Annotated in this window: 21 protein-coding genes and 2 pseudogenes; 4 read left to right on the top strand and 19 right to left on the bottom strand. The window is 43.6% G+C overall.

Annotated elements, in window-relative coordinates; translation table 11 throughout:
- The first annotated feature begins 464 nt into the window (after positions 1 to 464).
- Positions 465 to 1,424 (top strand): hypothetical protein, encoded by a 960-nt coding sequence (locus tag JCM10519_RS02910; protein WP_054737883.1) that lies wholly within the window; start codon positions 465 to 467, stop codon positions 1,422 to 1,424.
- 47 nt (positions 1,425 to 1,471) lie between these two features.
- Here the strand turns inward: JCM10519_RS02910 and JCM10519_RS02905 are convergent, their stop codons facing one another.
- The 3 genes from JCM10519_RS02905 to JCM10519_RS25815 all read right to left on the bottom strand — a co-directional run bounded on the left by JCM10519_RS02905 (position 1,472) and on the right by JCM10519_RS25815 (position 3,264).
- Entirely contained in the window at positions 1,472 to 1,894 is a 423-nt protein-coding gene (locus JCM10519_RS02905; protein ID WP_347842975.1) for a GyrI-like domain-containing protein, read from the bottom strand.
- A gap of 143 nt (positions 1,895 to 2,037) precedes the next feature.
- Positions 2,038 to 2,262 (bottom strand): hypothetical protein, encoded by a 225-nt coding sequence (locus JCM10519_RS25820; RefSeq protein ID WP_347842974.1) that lies wholly within the window; start codon positions 2,260 to 2,262, stop codon positions 2,038 to 2,040.
- A gap of 228 nt (positions 2,263 to 2,490) precedes the next feature.
- Positions 2,491 to 3,264, bottom strand: a complete 774-nt coding sequence (locus JCM10519_RS25815) for an MFS transporter (protein ID WP_347842973.1) — start codon at positions 3,262 to 3,264, stop codon at positions 2,491 to 2,493.
- A gap of 115 nt (positions 3,265 to 3,379) precedes the next feature.
- On the opposite strand from JCM10519_RS25815, the gene JCM10519_RS25810 reads away from it, so the two are divergent.
- Complete coding sequence (locus JCM10519_RS25810) at positions 3,380 to 4,441, top strand: AraC family transcriptional regulator (protein ID WP_347842972.1); 1,062 nt, start codon at positions 3,380 to 3,382, stop codon at positions 4,439 to 4,441.
- On the opposite strand, the gene JCM10519_RS02895 is transcribed toward JCM10519_RS25810, so the two are convergent.
- The 5 genes from JCM10519_RS02895 to JCM10519_RS02880 all read right to left on the bottom strand — a co-directional run bounded on the left by JCM10519_RS02895 (position 4,428) and on the right by JCM10519_RS02880 (position 9,231).
- Positions 4,428 to 5,180 carry a PfkB family carbohydrate kinase gene (locus JCM10519_RS02895; protein WP_347842971.1) on the bottom strand — a complete coding sequence of 251 codons (753 nt, stop codon included), beginning with the start codon at positions 5,178 to 5,180 and terminating at the stop codon, positions 4,428 to 4,430. The genes JCM10519_RS25810 and JCM10519_RS02895 overlap by 14 nt on opposite strands.
- 27 nt (positions 5,181 to 5,207) lie before the next feature.
- A complete protein-coding gene (locus JCM10519_RS25805) occupies positions 5,208 to 5,423 on the bottom strand; it encodes a hypothetical protein (protein ID WP_347842970.1) in 216 nt (71 codons plus the stop codon).
- Positions 5,424 to 5,623: 200 nt separating this feature from the next.
- Entirely contained in the window at positions 5,624 to 6,178 is a 555-nt protein-coding gene (locus tag JCM10519_RS25800) for an SIS domain-containing protein (protein WP_347842969.1), read from the bottom strand.
- Between the two features lie 40 nt (positions 6,179 to 6,218).
- Entirely contained in the window at positions 6,219 to 7,664 is a 1,446-nt protein-coding gene (locus tag JCM10519_RS02885; RefSeq protein ID WP_054737882.1) for a putative basic amino acid antiporter YfcC, read from the bottom strand.
- Entirely contained in the window at positions 7,657 to 9,231 is a 1,575-nt protein-coding gene (locus JCM10519_RS02880) for an amidohydrolase family protein (protein WP_054737881.1), read from the bottom strand. Before JCM10519_RS02880 ends, JCM10519_RS02885 begins: the two co-directional genes overlap by 8 nt.
- Positions 9,232 to 9,500: 269 nt before the next feature.
- On the opposite strand from JCM10519_RS02880, the gene JCM10519_RS02875 reads away from it, so the two are divergent.
- Positions 9,501 to 9,989, top strand: a complete 489-nt coding sequence (locus JCM10519_RS02875; protein WP_347842968.1) for a GntR family transcriptional regulator — start codon at positions 9,501 to 9,503, stop codon at positions 9,987 to 9,989.
- Positions 9,970 to 10,236 (top strand): UTRA domain-containing protein, encoded by a 267-nt coding sequence (locus JCM10519_RS25795; protein ID WP_347842967.1) that lies wholly within the window; start codon positions 9,970 to 9,972, stop codon positions 10,234 to 10,236. Before JCM10519_RS02875 ends, JCM10519_RS25795 begins: the two co-directional genes overlap by 20 nt.
- A gap of 120 nt (positions 10,237 to 10,356) precedes the next feature.
- Here JCM10519_RS25795 and JCM10519_RS02870 read toward each other — a convergent pair whose 3' ends face one another.
- From JCM10519_RS02870 to yqeB, 11 genes and pseudogenes are all read right to left on the bottom strand, one after another.
- Entirely contained in the window at positions 10,357 to 10,575 is a 219-nt protein-coding gene (locus JCM10519_RS02870; RefSeq protein WP_054737880.1) for a hypothetical protein, read from the bottom strand.
- Positions 10,576 to 10,581: 6 nt separating this feature from the next.
- Entirely contained in the window at positions 10,582 to 10,845 is a 264-nt protein-coding gene (locus JCM10519_RS02865; RefSeq protein WP_054737879.1) for an ROK family protein, read from the bottom strand.
- Positions 10,845 to 11,486: an ROK family protein gene (locus JCM10519_RS02860; RefSeq protein WP_054737878.1), complete on the bottom strand. Its 642-nt coding sequence runs from the start codon at positions 11,484 to 11,486 to the stop codon at positions 10,845 to 10,847. The genes JCM10519_RS02865 and JCM10519_RS02860 overlap by 1 nt, the downstream gene beginning before the upstream one ends.
- 308 nt (positions 11,487 to 11,794) lie before the next feature.
- Positions 11,795 to 12,700, bottom strand: coding sequence for a TDT family transporter (locus tag JCM10519_RS02850; RefSeq protein ID WP_347842966.1), 906 nt, complete (start codon positions 12,698 to 12,700; stop codon positions 11,795 to 11,797).
- Positions 12,693 to 13,193, bottom strand: coding sequence for a C-GCAxxG-C-C family (seleno)protein (locus JCM10519_RS02845; protein ID WP_054737875.1), 501 nt, complete (start codon positions 13,191 to 13,193; stop codon positions 12,693 to 12,695). Before JCM10519_RS02845 ends, JCM10519_RS02850 begins: the two co-directional genes overlap by 8 nt.
- A gap of 153 nt (positions 13,194 to 13,346) precedes the next feature.
- The gene (locus JCM10519_RS02840; RefSeq protein WP_347842965.1) at positions 13,347 to 14,006 is read right to left on the bottom strand and encodes a tocopherol cyclase family protein; all 660 of its coding nucleotides are present in this window, start codon (positions 14,004 to 14,006) and stop codon (positions 13,347 to 13,349) included.
- A 1-nt stretch (position 14,007) separates the two neighbouring features.
- A complete protein-coding gene (locus JCM10519_RS02835; protein WP_347842964.1) occupies positions 14,008 to 14,223 on the bottom strand; it encodes a hypothetical protein in 216 nt (71 codons plus the stop codon).
- A gap of 322 nt (positions 14,224 to 14,545) precedes the next feature.
- Positions 14,546 to 16,352, bottom strand: a pseudogene (locus tag JCM10519_RS25790) (HD domain-containing phosphohydrolase).
- 163 nt (positions 16,353 to 16,515) lie between these two features.
- The gene (locus JCM10519_RS02815) at positions 16,516 to 17,019 is read right to left on the bottom strand and encodes a flavin reductase (protein WP_054737870.1); all 504 of its coding nucleotides are present in this window, start codon (positions 17,017 to 17,019) and stop codon (positions 16,516 to 16,518) included.
- 144 nt (positions 17,020 to 17,163) lie between these two features.
- Positions 17,164 to 17,739 (bottom strand): NTP transferase domain-containing protein, encoded by a 576-nt coding sequence (locus JCM10519_RS02810; protein WP_054737869.1) that lies wholly within the window; start codon positions 17,737 to 17,739, stop codon positions 17,164 to 17,166.
- 19 nt (positions 17,740 to 17,758) lie between these two features.
- Positions 17,759 to 18,575 (bottom strand): annotated as a pseudogene (gene yqeB / locus JCM10519_RS02805) (selenium-dependent molybdenum cofactor biosynthesis protein YqeB).
- Positions 18,576 to 18,583 lie beyond the last annotated feature (8 nt).

The following is an 18,583-nucleotide window of genomic DNA, read 5'->3' as shown; positions in this document are numbered from 1 at the left end:
ACCGGAGTACATACCCGGCATTCCTTGCAAATCTGAAGAATCTTGCTGCCATTATCCTGGCTGCCTGTCATTGCCGTCTGAATTGGGAAACTGCCATGCCCTCAACCTCAATTGATGTTTTACAGACAATCAAGATATTTAAGATGGCCGGGCCGTCCATAATTGCAGCGGCAACCCGTTTACTTTCCTCTGCTTTTCCTCGTATCACCCCTTCCATATTTTAACATATTGACAAATATTAATCAATCATTATTGGGAACAGTAAAATCTTCATTGAACATAGGAAACAGCATTTTCTTGTTGTAATTACCAAAATATGGTACAATAAATAAATCAGTACAATAACCGGAAGCTTTGTCCAAGCCTTTCTCACCATAAGGGCGAAAATAACAAGCAGGAGGAATGAAAAAGCATGAAAAAAAATCATAAAATTATTTGCAGTTGCATCGCTTCTCTCCATATCCATGGCATCAACCGCCCTTGCGGGAGTCTGGAAGCAGGATAGCATTGGCTGGTGGTGGCAGGATAGAGATAAATCCTATCCATCCTCCGCCTGGAAATGGATCGATTCCGACGGAGACGGAACAGCAGAATGCTACTATTTTGATGAAAACGGTTATCTTCTGACCGAAACCACTGCCCCCGACGGCAGCACGGTCAATGAATCCGGCGCATGGACCGATCAGGGCATTGTCCGCCAAAGGGCATCAAACCCGTCTGCAGCGCGGATCATCAACCAGAAGGGGCTGGAGCTTTACCAGGAAGCAGACCAGGAGAGTTCCGGGCTGCCGGGCCTTGATATCGCGGCAGACATCCAGATGAACCTATCCTATGAATGGCTGGAGATTCCTGTCTCCATGAATATGCTGCTTCAATACCATGACTTAAATACTCCCAACATGGAATTTCTCTCCCAGACCAGGATGGATATGCTGGGGATACGCAATTTAGAAACCTCTTTCTACACCAACGGCTGCTATTATCTGGATGCGGGGATGTATGAAAAATATAAAATGAAAATCGGATATGAAGATATGACCAGAAATATCACTTTAGGAGGGCTGACCGGGCAGTTTGGAGCTTTTCTGGATAACGTACAGATTGCAGACGATGACGCCGGAAATAAAATTCTTTTGTATTCCAGCAAAACAGAAGGACTGGAAAAGTACCTCACCGATTTCTACGATGAAATATGGCCCACCCTTTCTGATTCCAATCTTAAGATCAACCGGATTGACGGAAAAGCAGTCATCAGCCCGGAAGGCTATTTTTCCAAGGAGGCAATCTCCATATACATGACCATAACCGAAGAGGACGAAACCATGGGTATGCTCATGAATATGAATCTGGATTACAACAATCCAGGGAAGGCTGTTTCCATTGAATTTCCTTCCACAGAAGGATATCAGGAAGTCATCTATTAATAAACAACAGGAGGGAAAACCGCTGGCGGCTCCCTCCTGTTCTTTTATTAATCCTTTAAACCGACATAAATATGAACCAGTGCATCCTCCATATCCCCGTTCTGATATTCTTCAAAATCGCAGACAAAGGCTCTTGGCAGATCTATCTTCCAAAGCTCCTGCCAGAATTCTGCCACTGCCGTTATCATGTTTCCCCTTACCACAAATTTTGCATACGTTCCCGCCGGAATGGTCCTTGCCACCGTGCCATCCGGGATCTCTTCCACAGCCTCTACTTCACAGGCTGTTATCACACTGTAATCGTCCATTTCCCTTCCTGCATAATCTGTATAGATCCCCAGAGCTTTATCATTGCTCTTATTTTTAATGGCAGAATAAATACCCTTTCCGTAAAAGCCTTCCCACAGGCCGCCGATCACTTTTCCCATATCCGGTGATGCGTTGTTTGTCCGGGCCAGCAGCCCAACCACCTTTTTTTTCTTTCAGTTCAACCCTCTCAAAATCCATTTTTCTTACCTCTTTTCCTCTTTCTCGCCTGTTTTGCGGCATAATGGTATATCTGCAAGGTATTTCTTTCTCTGATAAGAGGATTGTAACATACCGAATATGACAACTATATGTCACAATTCATCTGTTCCTGATTATTTTTCATAAAAATCTCTGTTTTTCTGTCTGATTTGTTAAAACGGATCAGAGTGAAAACCAGAATGACAGGAAACAGTACCGCCACCAATATCCCGGTTTTTAAATTGTTCTCAAAATACCCGGAAACAATACCTACAAAGGTAGGCCCTCCGGAACAACCAAGGTCCCCTGCCAGCGCAAGAAATGCAAACATTGCGGTACCTCCCCCTCGTATGGAGCAGAAGCCATGCTAAAGGTCCCGGGCCACAAGATCCCAACAGACAGGCCGCAAAGCCCGCAGCCCAAAAAGCCCAGTACAGGAAAAGGAGAAAGGGAAATCAGGAAATAAGAGCTTATGCATAGGATTCCGCTTGCAATCATCAGCTTTTTTTTAAATTTATCTTTTCTCCGTATTTTCCATAGGCAGCCCTTGAGATTCCCATCATCGTGGCAAAAACATGGGACCGGCAAGATCCCCTATGGCCTTGCTCACTCCCATACCTTGCTCTGCAAAAGCAGAGGCCCACTGACTTACCGCCTGCTCGCTGGCTCCGGCACATACCATAAGAAGCATAAATCCCCAGAACATCCGTTTTCCAATGAGTGCCCTCAGGGAAAGGCCTTCATCCTCTTCCACAAGAGGAGCAATGGGTACTTTAAAAAATAAAACCATGTTAACAGCCGGGATCAGCGCCCAAAAAAGCGCCAGCAGTCTCCAGTTTTTCAACCCGGCAATACTGAAAAACACAGTGGACACAAGGACAACTCCCACATGGCCCCAGCAATAAAAGGAATGGAGCATACTCATGGCCTTTTCCTTGTTATCCGTGGGACAGGCTTCTACAATGGGGCTGACTAAAACCTCCAGAAGACCCCCTCCTGCTGCATAAATGACCACTGCTGCAAAAAGACCGGCCCAGGCCTGGGAAAAGAATCCGGGCAGAATGGTCAGGGACACCAGCCCTATGGCTGACAATATATGAGCCGTTATCATAGAAGCCCGGTACCCGACCCGGTCAATAATGCCTGCGGACAACAGATCCACCAAAAGCTGAATTCCAAAATTCAGAGTTACAAGCATGGTAATCCTGGATAAGGAAATGCCGTACTCCAACTGAAACGTAAGAAATAAAAGAGGTACAAAATTGTTAATGATCGCCTGTACGATGTAACTCATAAAACAGGCACGGACGGTTTTCTTATAATCTTTATTCACTGTGAATCACCTGCTGTTCATTTTTTTGTATTATACCGCATATTTTTTTCAAGTTGTTGTAAATTACTGCCAGTTTATGATACAATCTAGCCAATCAACCAAAGGAGAACGCTCTATGCAAAGCACAAAAATACTTACCGACGAATCCATGATGGAGCTTGTCTCCCACGGCTCCTCTACCTTTCCATTTCAATATTATTATGAAGATGTAGGAAAATTCGATAACCAGTGCATTGACTGGCACTGGCACAGGGAATTTGAGCTGGTGTCTGTAACAGAAGGAGTCCTGCAATGCTCCATCGGCAACATCAATTACTTACTGGAGGCAGGAGATGGGGTTTTCATCAATTCCGGAGCCATTCACCGTTTTCTCTCAGCAGGGACCGCAGTTATCCCCAATGTTTTGTTTGCATCCGATTTCATTGCCCCTGAAAACAGTTTTATTTATGAAAAATACATGCTTCCCTTTCTCACTTCAGGCATTTCCCATTTTGTCTTAAAGAGCAGCATTTCCTGGCAGAAAGACGTTCTTACCTCTCTTTCAAGGCTATATGATTTATGCGAAAATCCCGGTCCGTCCTGGGAGCTGGAGGCCCATATCATCGTCTGCCAGGTCTGGACCAGCCTGTTTGAACACAGGCAGGAATTTGCGACCATGGAAAATACGGGGGTAAGCAGGATTACTCAGGCCCGATTTAAAGGCATGACCTGTTTTATTGAAGAAAATTACTGGAAAAAGATTTCACTAAAAGATATCGCTTCATCAGTGGGCGTAAGTAAGCGTGAGGCCCACCGCTGTTTTCAATGCTCCGTCCCTTTATCACCCATAGAATATTTAAATAAATACCGGCTCCAGCAGGCATGGAAGCTTCTTCTTCATACGGACCGCTCCATAACCGACATTGCGGAGCATACGGGATTTGAGAGCACCAGCTATTTTGACCGCCTGTTTAAAAGAGAATTTCATATAACACCCAGGAAGCATCGTGACAGTGGAGAAAAAAAAGGCACCAGCAGAAGAATAATTTCTTTTACTGGTGCTTATCGTTTCATTCTCTTATTCGTATATTTTACCGTATCCAAATGCGCCGCTGATTCCGCAGATTTTTGCTGCAAAGCCTGCTGCTTTCTGCAGGCTTTCTGTAATTGCACCAGCATCTGCCTCACCTTTTTTTAAGATGAGCAACATAACCAACCATGAAGGAAGTGATTAAAGAATCTCCGGCACCCATGGTATCCACCACTGTTTCAACAGGTGCAGCCTTTTGCATGAAGAAACTTTTTCCATCGTACAGGATGCAGCCGTCAGCACCTCTTGACGCCACTGCCAGCTTCGGGCCGTAGGAAGCCACCTTTTTCAGATGCTCTTTTGCTTCTTCATTAGTTCCGTCAAAGGAGCAGAAAGCAAAATCAACGTCCGGAGCCACCTTTTGGTAATATTCCTCTGTAGAGTCATCTGAAAAATCAAAGGAAACAAGGATCCCTGCCTCACGAATCTTATGAAGTTCTTGTTCCATAAAGCAGTAATTTCCTGAATGAACCAGGTCAAACTGTTTTATATACTCCAGATCAAAACGGTCCAGAATAAAAGGAGTTTTTCCCCTGATACCGCCTTCATTAGAACCTAGAAATATACGGTCCCCATCCATGATAGTTGCTTTTGCACAGCCATTCTCACCTTCCAGCTGCTCACATTTAATCATTTCTATTCCGATTTCTTCTAAAGTGTCAATTACATGCTCAGCTTCTGCATCATCTCCGAAGTATCCCATATAAGCGCTTCTTTTTGCTCCAAACATATCTGCATATACTGCAAAATTCACGCAGTTTCCGCCTGGATACATCGTCTTGATATGCACATATTTATCAACCACATTGTCACCAAATCCCAGTACACTTACATCATATTTGTCCATGATCCGCACCTCGCCATTTTATTTATTTTAGTACTCTACAATCCCCATGTAACGTCTCATATCTGTTGGATGGCATCTTTTATCCTGAAGCGCATTTCTGTAAGCAACGCTCATTGCGTAGAATACCATCGGGTTGAAATATTCAACACAGCTGTCATCGATCATGTCCAGGCCTAATTCATCCGCATCAATTACTTCGTATTTTTTTTCCGTATTTTTCAAGGAAGGCAAGACATCTTTCATCCATGATACGGTTTCTTCCTCTGCTCATCAGCAGGATGTATAGATGCTCCTCATCGGTCACCTCGAACGGTCCGTGGAAATATTCTGCCGAATTTAAGTAGCAGCAATCCATCCATTGCATTTCCTGAAGGGAACAGATTGCAAAACCGTAAGCTGATGCATAGGAAGCACCGGAGCCCATAATATATAGAAAATCTTCCTTATAATATTTTTCTGCAAAAAGCCATGTACGGTTTTTTTACCTTTGTTATGGCTGCACGGACGATTTTATCTGCTTTTTCCAGACCGTCTTTTATTGCACCGTATTTTATATAATCCGGCTCCTGAGCTTTCATGAGTTCATTTAATACACGGAGAACAATTCCCTGTGGTTTTTCCTTTTCATTCACATGATCTGACCAGTCATAAATGACCGGCATCATAGAATCATCGTTACACGCAGAATCAGGATTGTGCGTCATTGTGATTACTGCGGCGCCCAAGTCTCTTGCCATATAGGCGGCTTCGACGGTTTCTTTTGTATTCCCTCCATGGGAGCAGATAAATACAAGACTGTTTTTTCCAAGGTGGGATGGAGGAGTTACCACAAATTCCTTGCTTGTAATCCAGTCAGCATGCATTGTTTTGGACTCACTGCGTACAAAATAATATCCTGGGTACAGATCCACTAAGGAACCTCCGCATGCCACAAAATAAACATTCTCTATTTTTTCTCTGCCAGATAAAATTGCTTTTGTCATTTCTTTTTCGTTCATGATTTTTCGTTCACCCTTTTTATTTATTTATAATTATTGCTTATCGGTTTTTCTGCAGGCATTCATCACTTATAAGATTGCTGATACCGTGCAAAATACCAAAGCTAATATGGTTACTGCCATAAAAAAATTTCCAGATCGTCTTCCACCACTGTCCGAAAGAAATCCTGCACACTGCAAGTCCTGCTACGGTCATACCTGCGGTTGGACTGATCATATTGGTCAACTGGTTCGCAAACTGCAATACGGTTACACTCGCCTCCGCATTCACTCCCTGCAGATCACATAGAGGTGCCATAATCGGCATGGTCAATGATGCCAGCGCAGAAGAAGAAGGTACCAGGAAGGACAGGAGTGACTGAACCACATACATCACTGTAGTAAATGCCACACTGTTAAAGCTTGCAAGGCTGCTTGACAGTGTATTTAAGATTGTATCAATGATCATACCGTTTTCTGCAACCACCAGAATACCGCGGCAAACACCGACTACAACTGCTGCAAATGCGAGGTCTTTTACACCAATTACGAATTCTTCTGCGATTTCTTTTTCTTTCATTCCTCCTACGATTCCCATAAGAATACCCATAACCAGGAAGATTGCAGAAATTTCATCCATATACCAGCCATATTTTAAAATTCCAAAGATAATAGTTGCCATTCCCAGGCCAAATACAACAAGAACAAGTTTGTCACGGAGCGTAAAGGATGTATCGCCTTCATCCATTGCAAATTCCTGCTTTTTCAGAATATCATCTTTATAAGTAATAGAAACCGAAGGATTTTTGTGTACCTTAGCGGCATAGCGCATTACAAAAGCAACAGATACAGCCATCATGATGATCCACCATGCAAAACGGTAAATGAGCTGTGGATTCCCCTGAATTCCCGCTACACCCTGAGCAATTAATACATTAAAGGGGTTTGTTGTAGACGCTGCATAACCGATCTGCGGACCTAAGAATACAACCATGAATGTCGTCATGGAATCATATCCCATAGCAAAGAAGATTGGCATAAGCATGATATAAAAGGGAATGACCTCTTCCGACATACCAAACGTAGTTCCTCCGATTCCCAAAAGAATCATCATAATAGGGATCAGCAGCCTCTCTTTCCCCTGAAGCTTGCGAATGACCTTTCGGATTCCCCTGTTCATGGCATTTGTTTTTGTAAGTATCTGGAATGTACCCCCAATTAAAAGGATAAAAGCCACTACGTCCGCAGCTGCCTGAATACCTCTTGTAGGCGCCATCAGTATTTCCAGAATGCCCTGGCGCAGATCCCCTCCGTCTGTCACCTTGTCAACCACCTGATAAGTACCTGAAATTGCCACCTCACGTTCACCTGCCGGTGTATCAATCAGCTTTCTTTCAAATTGTCCGCTTGGCACTACCCATGTCAAAACGGCAAATACAATAATCAGAATAAATGCAAGAGTATAAACGTGCGGCAGTTGAAGTTTAAATTTCTTTTTTTCATTCATATTCTGTTCTCCCATTATTCTCGTATACAACTTCTCCGTTAACTATCGTCAAAGAAACTTTTACGTCTCTCATCTCCTCCATTGGTACTTCAAATACATTGCGTTCCAAAACCGTGATATCTGCCAGCTTCCCTTCTTCCAAGGTACCAAGTTTTTCCTCCATACTTATATTCATCGCACCACCGCAGGTCCATGCTTTCAGCATTTCTGAAACCGTAATCGTGTTCTGCTTATTAAAAGGCTGTCCACCTTCCGGGAAGTAACCGCCGCATCCATGATAGATAGCTTCGGGAATATCGGTAATCATAAGCGGTAAGTCTGTGGCCCCTGAAAGTACCGCACCGCTGTCCAGCATTTTTCTCCGGTTCCAGTAGTATGTTCCACGCTTCATACCAATGGTCTTCCCAATGTTTTCCTTAACCGCATCTCCGGGATCAAGGGACATAATCTGGAAATAAATCTCTCCTGTCACACCGAGCTCTCCCATTTTCTCCAAATCTGCCGGATTGGAAAATTCCAGATCAGTGACCGCATGCCGGTTCACTAGCTTACCATTCTCTTTCTTACATTTTCCGAAAATCTCCATCACTTTATGCACCGCCCCGTCTCCCTGTGCATGGAGGGAATAACGAAATCCATTTTCATCTGCCAAATGTACTTCCTTCTCAATTAAGTCATAGTCAATGTCGACTCCGCAGCAATAATCCTGCCCTTCATATGGCTCTAACAGATCCCCTTTATGGCTTGCCACCGTGCCGTCCGTCATACGGTTATAACCGGAAAATCTCACAAAATCCCCTGTAAATTTCTCCCGCATCTGAATGCCGTGTTCAATGTTGATTTGCTCTCCTACCGGCTGGGACATGAAGAAGATTCGCATGGTCAGTTCTTTATTTTCCTCCTTTTCCTTGAGAAAATTATCAAAGCCATAATAATCATCAAAGCCCATTTCCTTAACTGTCGTTACACCCCTGCTATTCATCAACTTCATATAATCTGAAAATTCTTTATGGATGAAGCCTCTGTCATTGAGATACTCTCTCATGATTTTGTAGTAAGCCTCCGGATAGCATTTCTCCGGTGTAAATCCGTAGGTATTCCTGGCATGGTCATTCATGATGCAGGTGCTTCTGTCCGCCGCGAAGATAATAACGCTTCTATCTGGATAAGCCTTGTTTAAATATCGTTCCATTTCTTCTGCCGGAAATCCCTCCGGCTTCCAGCCATGTCCGAAAAGCGTATCCTTTGCGCCTTTTTGTCCGGCGTGGATCTTCAGGCGTTTCATACACTCCTCCGGTGTCTCTGCACCAGCCATGTCCATACCGATATGAAAAATAGCGTATCCGGTGAAAAAGGTATGAACATCAATAAATCCAGGTGTTACCAGTTGTTCCTTCAAATCCAATATTCTCGTCTTTTCTCCAACCAAGATTTGATAATCATTGTTGGTACCAACTTTCAGTATCTGATTACCTTCAATAGCGACATAGCCCTTTATCAGCTCATCCGTAAGTCCAGTAAAGATGTTGTCAGAGAATAAAAGAATATCTGCTGTTGTATTGGTCATTTCTTATCCCTCCTTGTCATTATTTGTTACTTATGTTATAACATAATATAACGTTATATTCAATGGTTATATAACGTTATATTATCTTTTCTACGTTTTATCCAATTTTACAATCTATTTTTTTTATTGATTTTTACCAAACAAAAAAAATCCTATCATTATTCTTACCAAAGACAGGATAATAAAGTCATTTTAATAAAGGCTTTGACCCTTATAGCACAACTATAGTATAATAAAAATAACGAGTATGAATTAAAGGAGTATGTATTATGAAATTAGACGTAGGTAATGAAATTCCACTTTACCAGCAACTAAAAGAAGAATTAAAGACGGCCATCAAGGATGGCACTTTTCCATATGGACAGAAAATTCCTACTGAAACAGAGTTAAGCAAGCTTTTCAATGTAAGCCGTATTACTGTGCGGCGTGCAGTGGAGGAGTTATGCCAGGAGGACTTTTTATCAAAAAAACAAGGGAAGGGTACCTTTGTTAAGCATGCAAAGGTAAAACGAAAAATTGAACATCTATTAAGTTTTGGACAGGCATGTGAAGCCAACGGCATGGTGCCCTCGCGCCTGGTTACCAAGCGGGAGGTTATCTCTCTGCCTTCGGAGGATGCCACTGCCATGGGCGTACTTACGGGCAGTCCGGCAATCTCTATTCAGCGTGTGAATATGGCGGATGGGTTTCCTATCATGTGTGAAAACAACCTGTATCCTTATGACCGGTTTTCTTTTTTTGTTGGAGGAATCTCTTGACGGCCCTCTTTACAAGCTTCTTGAAAATAAATACCAGATTAAGGTCACCTATTCCACTGACTCTTACCTGGATATTGTACGAGCCGGGGGGGACGTAGCCAAACTTCTTCAGGTATCCAACGGAGAACCTTTGTTTTTCCTTTACTGCCAGATTTACGACCAGAACCATGAGCTGATTCATATAGGCAAACAGTACATTAATGGTGACCAGTACCGTTTCTATCTGGAAGACTATAAGGTTCTATAAAAGCAACGAGCAGGAAATTATTAACCAGAAGCCAGGCCCAGCCCCATAAACCAGAAAATAAAGAATATCAAAAAGTACACGAGTACCGCCAAAAGACAAATTTCACCTGCCAATCGGTATTTAATTAACCGAAAGCCTTTCATCCATTGATAGAAATAATAAAAAAATCAAAGCAATTCCCAACGCTCCAATAAGGATTGGAAGCCAGGCCATTAAAAGAAAGATAAGATTCATCGCATTACTCCCCAAAACCGTCCTGTTCTTATCTTCCCCTCTTTCTTCCTCTATTATAAGCAAAGAGCTGACCGGAATTGCCTTTTCTCCATAATCTTCCTCCATATTTCCCTACTCTATGTCAATCTTTTCTCCGTACAGGTGATAATATAAGGCTCCATACAGATTCGCCCTGCTGCCGTTTGTACAGGCCGTGATCCTCGGTATCAGATATCCCTGCCGCTGTCCTTTTAGCAGGGAAACCACTGTCTTCTGGATCCGGTCAATGATTCCGGGATTACTGCTGATCCCACCGCCAATTGCAATGAGTTCCGGGTCAAAGGCAAATTCCAGGGTTATGCAGCCCATGGCCATCCAGTAGTAGAATTCCTCCATCAGTTCTTCTGCCAGAATATCCCTTCCCGGGAAAGCTGGTCCAGCCTTATCCCATCAATGGGGCGCTCTGACGGCTGTTTTCTATCATTGTATTTTTGTGCTTGCCTTTCCAGGGTATAATTGCTCCAGGAAAGGAGAACGCCGTCCTTAAAGCCTCCCATGGGAAAATTCCCGAATTCTCCCCGGTTCATGGTCACTCCCATATCAAGCTTCCCGCGTTCGATCACTGCTCCCCCGATACCGGTACCGCAGATCACAAACACTACACTTTGACATTCCTTTGCTACCCCTTTCCAAAGCTCCCCCATGGCAGCGCAGTTGGCATCATTGGCCATGGTAACGGGAAGTCCGCCAAACCGCTCCTCCAATATGGACTTTAAAGGGATCTCATGAAGATACTCTACGGCACTGATGCCTTTTATTACCCCTTCCCTGCTGTGCACCTCTCCTGGAAAGCTGAATGCCACGCCGTCAATATTGTGTTCCCTGACGGCCTTTTCAAAAATACTTCCTGTCACCTGCAGAAATTCTCCCACATCTTTTTTCGGTGTAGGTACCGAATCCGTGAAAGAAAAATTACCCTCCTCATCTGCAACGCCGAATTTCACTGACGTTCCGCCTACATCAAACACCAATTTCACTCTGATTCCTCCTTACATTTATAGATATAAGTCCTATTCCCCTGTATCAGAAGCTTAGCCTGTCCGCAGGACTTTACGGTATTGCCTGTCAAAAGATTCACAAGCTCCGTTTTTCACCGCTTCTGCGGTCATGACTTTCATGATTTGATTATAAGACAAGAAATACATAATTACAACCGGTAAGGTGGAAACAACCAGTGCCGCCCTTTCACCCTGTAAATAAAAAACAAGGGGCACCGCAAAATCAATGCCATCAGGTTCTATCTAATGACATTGATTTTACAGCACCCTCTTAGTATAAGTACTGCCTATTTGCTAAAGAAAAATTTCATATAGCGGATAAATACGTAAACCACCAGGCATACTGCAATAACGGTTTCAGCAAGCACTATGACCGGTAAAATTCCTACGGCATATCCCACTTTTGCCAGGAACCCTGTTGACATCTTCATTGCAATGGCACTGATCACTACCGGAAATGTGAAGGCCGCATAGCTTGGATAAAAAGGCAGAGCAAGGAACCTTGGCAGGTAAACCAGCACGGTTACATACAATATCCCGGCTAATACCATGAGCAGGATAACCATTGACACGGATTTTGTTTCCGCGGACTGAAGGTATCCAGCCAGGCAAAGGCTCACCGGAGCCGTATAGATGCAAAACAGCGGTCTTGCCGGCTCTGCAATTTCCCTGTATTTCACATACCGGGCCGTAACAAGAACCAGTAAAATCAGGCAGCAGACCAGACCGAACCAGAAAATTCCAAGCCCCAGGGCTGTGCGTCCAAATGCAGGGGCCGTCACACTGGCCGTCACAATTCCCACATACACGATGTAATAGCTGGCAAAGACAGCTTTCATATTCAGCTTATAAAGAAAACGTGCGGTAAAATACACCATGAGAAGAACGTGCAGAGCGATCCCCAAATACCAGATATAGACCGCACCATCTCCAATAAAAGGCTTGGCATAGGCGGACAGAAGAATCACCGCCATGGAAAAGGTCCCTGATACGCTTGCCATCACCGGATTTTTCATATCTTCTTTTGCCATATCAAAATGAAAAATACACTTACATAAAAACAAAATCGCCAATACAGCGGATATGGCTCCGCAAACAAGGCGGATGGTTTCTGAATAGCTTTGAAGAAGATTGCCCAAAGCCGCAAACCCAAGGGAAAGCCCTGCCATGGGAATGGGAACTTTTTTAATCATTTTTTCCCTCCGCAGATTCCAGCTCATCGGTATTGGTAAGACCGTATTCCCGCACCACGATCTCAGCCACTTTTCTGGCTACCAGTCCTGTGAAACGAATGCACTGTTCCTTGTGCTCTCCTTTTCCCATATCAAACTCTTTGGTGAGGATCCTGCAGCATAATGCATTCTTCCCGTTGTTCTCCTTGAACCAGTCGTGAAGCTCCTTTGACAATTCCAGATTCTTTTCCACCTTTGGGTCTCCCTGTTTGGTCCGTCCAAAGAACAGGCCAAGGGCCATAACCCCGCCGGATACCGCTCCGCACAGACATTTGGAACGTCCGATACCTACCGGAAAGCCGGAAGCCATGGCTATGACTTCTTCTGGTATATCCAGTTCAAAATTGGACCTCATGGAGCTTACAACTGCCTCCGAACAAAAAAAGCCTCCCCGAAACAGAGCTTCCGCATCATCTCCGATCTTCTTAACACTAACTGCCTGTTTCACATTCATCTTTTGCATCCTCCTGCATGTTTATTGATAATTATATTCTATTAAGATTTAAGGCTTACGTCCAATTCATAAAATCTATAAATAAGCCGTACTTATAGGGAATATCTATCACATGCGGTCAGAAACTGGATTCTCTGCAAAAATCTGCAGCAATCAGCCGTTTTCCGGTCCCGGCGCATACTCAAAGCTTACATGGTCACTTGTCAGATCAAATATCTGTTCCTTCTCTTTATACAGTAAAAACCTTGCCAGCAATAAATGCTCCTCTTTTATGAAGCGAACCATTTTTCCCTGGTCCGGAGCCAAGAGCCTGTGGGAAAAACCCGCATTATTCATTCTGTTCCGGTTTGTTAAAAATATTTTAAAAGTGTATTGGCCCTGCTTTAATATCACTGCAGTTTCTCTTTTGCAAACCACCTTTACTCCCAGATAAGTGGCCAAACGGTATTCCTGCCCTTTATACTGGATGACACAGATGCAGCCCTGAAAGCTATGTCCGATAAAAGGAATATGGGCAATGGAAACCATGACCGATGCTTCTTCCGGAAACCGGTTGCATTGAAGCCATAAGTAATCCCTGGGAAAGGATCTGCCCCTGTCTCCCTCGATATATCCCTTTTCCCCATGAAAATCCAGGACTTTTCCATTAACATTAAGAAATCCTTTAAGATCATGAGCCATGCTGATGATTTCGTGCCTGCATTCCATAAAAGGGACAAATTGAAATAGACCCATGATGGCATAATCGATGGGACTTAAAGTGCCGTAACGGATTGTTCCCTGAACAGAGATGTCCTTTGACTGAATATCCACCTTAACTCCGTATAAAGAAAAAAATATTATTTCCAAGTATGATTCTTCTTCTCTTTCTGTCAACCAGGTAATCCTCTTCATCAAAGTCCAGAGAATAAGAGTTTTCGTTCCATATGATTTGCAGAAACGGACGCTTCACTCCGCTTTCATCCACACTATGGCCGGGAATAAAGGCTAAGACTGTGTCTGCATTCTGATGCTTGAAATACCAGCTCAAAAACTTCATCCTTTTTTGACGGTAGAACAGCTCATGCAAAGATCTCTTAAATCATTTCCTAAGCTGGACATTCTGGTCTTTGTGATTCTATTAAGGTTTTTCATTTCCACAATGGATTCCATATCTCCCTTCTTTTTAAGCATTGGATGATTCTAAACATAGGGTTTCCAAATGTCACCTATCATAGTCAGAAAAGCATGTTTTAAATTTTATACCCGTCTCACTCTGAGGCAGTCCTGATACAGCTTTAAAGCCGTAGGTCTGAACATAAAAAAAGCCCGTCTCTTTGCGGGACGGACCTTCCTAATATCCTTTTTTTATACTAAACGCTGACTCCCATGTCATAAACAACCTTATCTATAAATATATAGACGTACTCCCTGCAAAACTGGGTACCAGCGCCCTTAACCAGCTCACTGATCGCATATTCCCTGGGCAATGCATGACGGTAGCTTCTTTCACTGATCATGGCGTCGTATGCATCTGCAATCGCAATGATCCTTGACTGGACCGGTATTTCATTTTCCTTAAGTCCCTTGGGATAACCATTTCCATCCCACCGTTCATGATGGGCCAGAACGTAATCCGCCATCTCTGACAGCTCATTGACCGTGCTTAAAATGCGGTAGCCGATCTCCGGGTGCTTTTTAATTTCTTCCCATTCCTTTTCCACCAGTTTTCCGTTTTTATTAAGTATCCCCTCTTCAATTGCCACCTTACCGATATCATGAAGCATTCCAACGGTCCTTAGCTCTTTTATTTCATCTTCCTGCAGGCCAAGGGCTGTCCCCATCTTTTCGCACAGCTCCGACACGCGGAGGGAATGCTGTTCCTCCCTGGGGTTCTTCTCATGAAGGGCAGCCATAATCGTATAGATGGTCTTCCCTCTTATCCCCGCGCTTTCCAGCAGCTTTTTCTTATACATATAATCCTCGGCTTTTTTAAGGACTTCTAATATGGATTCCTCATCCCTATATTTCGCGTTGTATCCAAAGGATACGGAAAGGGTAATCTTATTTACGGCTTCATGCTTTGTCCGTTTATTGACCCTGCCGATTATCTCCTTTATTTCCTTAATATCGGTATTGGGAGAAATTATGATGAATTCATCGCCTCCCAAACGGCATATGATATCCTTTTCCCTGAAACCCTCTCTTAATACATCAGCCACCTTTTGAATGTATTTATCTCCCACCTTATGTCCAAAGGAATCATTCATGAGCTTTAATCCATTGATATCGGCCATGGTAATCATTAACGGATAATAGCTTTGGGAATTCAGCCGTTTTAACTGTTCTTCAAAAAAACCTTCTGTTGTACAATCCCGTCAACTGGTCATGATAGCTTAAATAATGCAGCCGCTCCTCCGCCTGTTTGCTTTTGGTAATGTCATTTAAAATAATGACCAGCTGGTTTTCCTTTGGGCGGGACGCCAGGACCTCATAGTAGTAATTAGTATTTTCCTGAAACCGCTGGTAGCTGGTCGATTCTCCTGTGTTTATGGTACGGATCAGCCTGTCCAGGTTTTTCGGTTCCATGTTTTTATGTATTTCAAAAAAATCTTTTTCCTAAAATATCCCCTTTTTTTAATCCGGTCAAGGTTTCATGGCTGTAATTGGAATCCATCAGCCTATACTTAAAAATATCATCGCCGGAGGCCCCCTCATACAATGCCATGCCTAATTGCATCTGGCTGATAATGGCCTTATATTTCTCTTCACTTATTCTTAACCTTTGATCATACTCCATGATTTTTTCATACTGTATCCTCAGCTCTTTTTCTGATGCAGTGAGCTGCTCCACGTATTCCTTAAGCTCTTCATTGGCGGCGGCAGATCGTCATAGCTTTTGCCCAATCTCTTCTCTGCCAGCTCCACCTTTCGTAAAAGATTGGAAATTAAATAATAAAGGACCAAAGCAGTAAACAAAACATACATAATTCCCTTATAGGTATGGATCACCATCCTTGCAGAAGGATTATAAACGATCCGGTTCACGATTCTGTCAGAGAAATAAACCCAGACAAAACCAAAAAGAAAATACATAATGCAGATTTTAATTCCTTCCTGTTTTAAAGGATCTCTCTTTTGCTTCATATCATTCTTTTTCGCCTTCAACCATTTAATCATGCTACTCCCCCTTTAAACGGTATTATACACTATTTTGATTCCATAAGAAACATTTTACCAATTTTTCCTTCCAATAATGATCCGTAATACCACAAAAAAAGAAGGGCAGGCGTGTACCCTCCTTCTTATGGTTTTTAACAGTATTTTTTTAAGCGGCTTTCCATTAGTCTGCCTTTAATACTTTGACGATTTCTCCTATAATATAATCATGATAGTCCTTTGCCGGATAATTTTGTTTGTCAAGGGTTTGATCAAAAAAGCCATTGGGATCAATCCTCTGTTTATAAAGCTTACGGCAGATGAGCACCAGCCTTGCCTCGGAAAAATAAGGTGCTTCTGCATCAAAAACAGGCGTAAGCCCGGACTCTTTCTCCTTATCCACGTCACGTCCGGAATGGGCGCCACAGTAGTTTAAAGCGGATCTGCAATTATCACCGAAAAAGTTAAGAGCGTAATACTCGCTTTTATCAATAAATTCCAAGGTATATCTCTGGGGACGGAGCACAATGGTGGAAACACTCTTATTCCACATGATTCCCAGGCTTCCCCAGCTGGCTGTCATCATATTATACTTTTCCTCGCTTCCGGCGGAAATCAGCATCCATTCCTTTCCTATCATTGTGACCGGATCCATGGCCACTTGTTTCGGATCAACAGGTCTTAACATATTAATACCTCCATATTTTTAATATCTGTTTATTATATATGTTCTTATTCTATAACTTATCAGAAGCTGCAAAGCAGAATCTGATAAAAGGGGCGTTTTTTTGCCCCGTCCATCCGATTGTTGAAAGTGCTCTTCAACTGAAGATCAGGATTCAGAATTATTACGCACATCAATATCCACCAATTCCAGGCCATCCACTACCTCGTGAAGGTATAGATCTTCAATATGCCTCCGTATGACCCGTTTTCCGCCCACATCTCCTTTTAATTCCAGAAGCTCCTTAAGGTAATTCCTGGAGAAGATGGCGGGATTTCCCAAAGCGCCCATGTTGCACAGACAGCCGATCCCTTTTCCGCTGTCCCTCCAGCCTTCCACCAGATCTCTTATGGTAGCCGCTTTTAAATATGGCTGGTCACAGACCGCAAAACAATAATCTGTTTCTTCATTTTCAAGCTCTTTCAGCGCAAGATGGATGGAATGGGAGATACCAAGACTGCTTTCCCTGTTTACCACTACCTCATAACCATAATGTTCCATGGTGTCCATAATCTCCTGGTACTGGGTAACAACCATCTTCTTATCAAAGATGCCGTCCGGAAGCACTTCTACTTCCCCTAAAATATATTGGTACATGGGTTTTCCTTTGAATTCATGAAGCAGCTTATTGCCGTTAAATCTGCGGCTGTCCCCCGCTGCCAGAAGGATAAGTGCCAGTTTCATGCCATCAAACCTCCCCTTTTCATTGCTTTTCCGTTTTTACCGCCGCCCTTTTTTTCTTTTTCATGCTCAAAATCGCCTCCAGGACGCCTCCGCCTATGGAGGCCGCCTTGTCTGAGATCGTGTAGCAGTTTTCAATGTTTCCTCTGGGGTCAACATCTCCTGACTTCATTCCCTTTGTCACTGCCACACCGTCCTGAAGCAGGCCTCTTACAACGCCTCCCACCTGGGCATATATGGGAGCATTGCCTGAATAGCCTACCAGATCGCCTTTTTCTACCAGATCGCCGATCATGACCTGGCCTTTAAACATTCCATCATCTGTTGCACGGATGATCCGTTCCTTATCATAACCGCCGATCATGCCTGGAACTCCTGTGTTTGGAAAAGCACTTCCTTCCCAGATACAGCGGCCCAGGTTATGGCCTCTTTTTGTCTCCACCACCACATGGCAGTCAAGTCCTGCAGTAAAGCCAGGGCCAACGCCTACTACCACATCTGCGTCAGTTATCCTGGTTCCCAGGTTCTTTTTTTGCAATAATGGCATCCACCACCACATCCGGCTTCCAGGTTTCCCGGATTTTACATTCCTCGTCTACCACCACCGCAACCTGATCTCTTGCTATGGCTTCATGGATTTCCTCCAGACTGTGACATAAAACACCGGTGATATCCTCCACCTTTACCTCTTCCTCATAGACTGCCCTTGAAAAGGCCACGGTCCGCCGTACCGTGGTTGGAACGGCGATATCCGTCATGACCAGTTCAAAGCCGCAGCGGTGCAGCCGGCATCCGATGCCTGTTGCCAGGTCACCGGCTCCTTTTATCAATACCTTCATTATAGTCT

The organism is Clostridium sp. NkU-1, assembly GCA_001312405.1.
Note: the sequence above shows the minus strand (reverse complement) of the source record. Positions and strands in the feature narration are given on the sequence as shown.